The following is a 765-nucleotide window of genomic DNA, read 5'->3' on the forward strand; positions in this document are numbered from 1 at the left end:
AGTGGGCTTGCTCGAACTCGACTGGGGTCATCATCCCAAGAGAGCCGTGCAGGCGCCGGTTGTTGTACCAATCGACCCAGCCGGCGGTGGCGTACTCGACGTCTCCGATGCTGCGGTAGGGGCCGGCGTGGAAGACCGTGGTGCGGACGCACTCGGTCTTGTACAGCCCGATCACGCACTCCATGAGGGCGTTGTCGTACGCATCAGCAACCGACCCGATCGAGGGCCGGATGCCTTCCTCTGCGAGGTGCTCGGTGAACGCGATCGAGGTGTATTGCGAGCCCGCGTCCGCGTGACCAATGAGCTCACCGGGAACCACCGGGTGGCCCTCGCGGTCGCGTTGCCACAACGCCATCCGCAACGGGACGTCGACGAGCTCGACGGCCTTGGTCGGTGCGACGTTCCACGCGACGATCTTCTGGGCGAACACGTCCAGGATGAACGCGACGTAGACGAACCCTGCCCACGTTCGGACGTAGGTGAAGTCCATGACCCAGGTCCGGTTCGGCGCGGCAGCGGTGAAGTCCCGATCCAGCAAGTCACCGGCCCGCTTGCCGTCCTTAGCGGGGATGGTCGTCCGGATGCCCTTGGAGCGTCGGATCCCTTGCAGGGACAGCGATCTCATCGCCCGATCGACCGAGCCGGGCGAGGCGTCCGGGGTGCTGCGCTGCACCAGCGCGGTCATCTTGCGACGTCCGTAGAGCCCCTCGGGTGTCATCCGCCGTACGCCTTCGTGGTCGATCGTCCAGGCCAGGTCACGGACCT

At 66.0% G+C, this 765-nt stretch carries 1 protein-coding gene; it reads right to left on the minus strand.

Annotated features, from left to right (window positions below; all coding sequences use genetic code 11):
• On the minus strand, nt 1–765 hold a 765-nt coding region (locus AB4880_RS26065), incomplete at both ends, for an IS3 family transposase (protein WP_367922145.1).

This window comes from Nocardioides ginsengisoli, from assembly GCF_039537225.1.
GTDB classification, from domain to species: Bacteria; Actinomycetota; Actinomycetes; order Propionibacteriales; family Nocardioidaceae; genus Nocardioides; species Nocardioides ginsengisoli.